Source organism: Zarconia sp., from assembly GCF_057467645.1.
In genome coordinates, this window is the sequence record NZ_JBRJXU010000127.1 from 1 (window position 1) to 2864 (window position 2864).

Genomic DNA, 2864 nt, shown 5'->3' on the forward strand with positions numbered 1-2864 from the left:
CCAGACCTCAACAAAATTGAACAGTGCTGGTCTTGGTTGAAAAGTCGTATCCGCAAACAACTCCATCAGTTTAATTGTTTACGAGATGCGATCGAATATGTCCTTCGTTTAGTGTCCTAACCGCCTTGGCGGTTGCTATAAATCTCTACACCCTTCATCTTCTCCCCATCTCAGGAGAGGTGCAGGGGGTTGATTTGACGATTGGCAGGTGTGGCTAAATCCTGACAATCGCAAGTAATATCGCTCGAATTACCCGCGATTTTTAATCAGCATGACATCAATAATTTTCACCGCCATCTCTTCAGATAATTCCAGAGCTTGATATAGATCGTTTAAGAGTTGCTCTTCCTCAGAGGAAATCGCTCCATCTGCTAAGACTAGATCCGTCACGACCGCAAAAATTGTTTCGTATAAATCGGACGGTAACGATTGAATGGCGGCATCGAATAACAGTTTAATACCTTGTTGCTGTAAAATTCTCAAGAGTCGATCGAGCATCCCTCGAATCACATCTCCCGAGTACGATCGAAATAGATTCATCCGACGCAAGGTACTGCTAAGAACTTGGGCTTCTGCATCGGCGAGGTAGCCGTCTGCCGCCACCGCGATTAAGGCAATACCGGCAAATGCTTCCGCCGGACTCAGTGCCACCGAATTTTGCCTGGGAACACCCGAAACTTTTTCAAACAAGCTCATCCTAGTTAGCTCCGAAGCGCGATCTTCTTCGATCGTAACATGAGGAAATTTTGAATTTTGAATTCTGAAAAGTCGGGACTCAGACAGGCTATAGAAAACCTGACCCCAAACCCCCTATGCAGTTTAACACGGAAGTGGTAAAAACACATATGGAGTGGTGTTCGACTATTTCGCACCGACTAGATCTCTGACACGAATCAAATCGCAATACGTTGAGAAAAATTCGGGTAATGTTTTCCTTCAATCTAGATGTGGCAACAGAAACGATAAAAATAATAAAAACACCACCACAACAAGGGTTTAGATCCCTTTGATGGGCGATACGGGGTGAAAGTACCATTCATTGTTCGTCTTCGTGACTCGAAGAGTTCGACCCAGCTCGTTAACCTGTCCGAGGGCGACTCTAGCACATCTCGACTCAGCTTGTAACCCGAAACGAGAGAAGAGACTCGACCAATTTTGTTCCTTTTTCAGAATCGGATTAAGTTTGTAATCTACTTTACAGATTTAACTCTCAATCCTCAATTTTATAGCCGTTCGCACGGGTCTGATGACAAATTTCGCGATCGAGAAAGGGGGAATGGGAAATGGGGAATGGAAAATATTTTTTCGATGGTTTAAATACACGAGCGCGAAGCGCTATACTTTCTTTTAGACAATAAAACTTAAGAGTTAGCATAAGCTCGGAATAATTAAAAGTTAAAACCTCTGAATCCGTTCGTGTTGTGTATTCATCGACGGCGGATTGTTGATTTTTTCTGCAAACTTTTACCTTCTCGATCGAATAGACATCGAGAAGGTTGAATTCTCAATTGACCGAGCTAAGTACTGCACTCTGTTTTTTGATATACCCCTAGACAAATTCTCCAAAGTCCGTCTCTGATGAAAATTACCTTTGTTGTTCAGAATGCCAATCTTTCTGGTGGAGTCCGCGTGGTGGCCATTTATGCAGAACGCCTGCATCAGTTAGGGCATGAAGTGTCGCTGATTTCGAGACCTAAAGCCAAGCCGAAACTCAAACAGCAACTTCGCTCGCTCTTGAAGGGTAAAGGTCTGATTCAATCCACTCAAGCCGCCTCTCACTTCGATAATATAGACCCTGGGATTCCACATCACATTCTCGATAAAGAACGGACTTTAACGGACCTAGATGTTCCCGATGCAGATGTAATCGTAGCCACTTGGTGGAAAACCGCTGAAGAAATCGATCGTCTCTCGGCTTCTAAAGGCAAGAAAGTCTATTTTATTCAGCAATGTGAAACTCATCAAGGTCAACCTGTAGAAAGGGTAAAAGCCACTTATCAATTGCCCTTTCACAAAATCACCATTTCTCAATGGCTGGTCGATCTGATGGCAGAAGAATACGGAGATTCAGACACCTCTCTCATCTTCAATAGTGTAGATGGCAAACAATTCTACGCTCCCAAGCGAACCAAGCAAGATGTTCCCACCGTGGGAATGCTTTACAAGCCAGCATTCCACAAGGGATGTGATGTTGCCTTGAAGGCAGTCGCGAAAGCCACGCAGACCTTTCCGAACCTCAAATTAATTCTTTTTGGGGCCTGCGATATTTCTGGCGATTATCCCCTCCCAGAAGGTGCTGAATATATCAAACAGCCCGAACAAGACAAAATCAAAGATATTTACGCGCGTTGTGATGTGTGGTTGTGCGGAAGTCGGAGTGAAGGCTTCCATCTTCCTCCCCTAGAGGCAATGGCTTGTCGATGCCCCGTGGTCTCGACTCGAGTCGGAGGACCGATGGATATCATTGAGAATGGTGTCAACGGATATCTCGTTCCCGTTGAAGATGACGAGGCACTGGCCAACCGATTAGTGCAGGCATTATCTCTATCTCCAGAGGATTGGCAATCCATGTCCGATGCGGCTTATGCGCTCGCCACTCAAAATACGTGGACCACGCAAGCAAAACTTTTTGAAGCCGCTTTGTACAAGGCGATCGAAGAAAAATCCTTACTCGCAGTGACCCCATAGCAGCCATTCGAGATTTCTGAGGGAGTGAAAGCCATTTTCCTTTCGGTAGACCTCCATCACGTCAGTTTTGCGACCGCGACGTCGACGGGATGCCGACTCTGGGTGAGATTCGGGCGGTTGGCAAGCCTCTTGATGAGCGAAGCGATCGCACTGGCTACATCTGGTTGCTGGGGAGC

Annotated in this window: 2 protein-coding genes and 1 pseudogene; 2 read left to right on the top strand and 1 reads right to left on the bottom strand. The window is 45.7% G+C overall.

From position 1 onward, the window contains the following. Positions 1-120: pseudogene (locus tag AC2215_RS19740) on the top strand (IS630 family transposase); the annotation flags it as partial. 129 nt (positions 121-249) lie between these two features. On the opposite strand, the gene AC2215_RS19745 reads toward AC2215_RS19740, so the two are convergent. Continuing rightward, positions 250-696, bottom strand: a complete 447-nt coding sequence (locus AC2215_RS19745) for a tellurite resistance TerB family protein (protein ID WP_486811721.1) — start codon at positions 694-696, stop codon at positions 250-252. A gap of 882 nt (positions 697-1578) precedes the next feature. On the opposite strand from AC2215_RS19745, the gene AC2215_RS19750 reads away from it, so the two are divergent. Further along, positions 1579-2688, top strand: coding sequence for a glycosyltransferase family 4 protein (locus tag AC2215_RS19750; RefSeq protein ID WP_486811722.1), 1110 nt, complete (start codon positions 1579-1581; stop codon positions 2686-2688). The last annotated feature ends 176 nt before the right edge of the window (positions 2689-2864 follow it).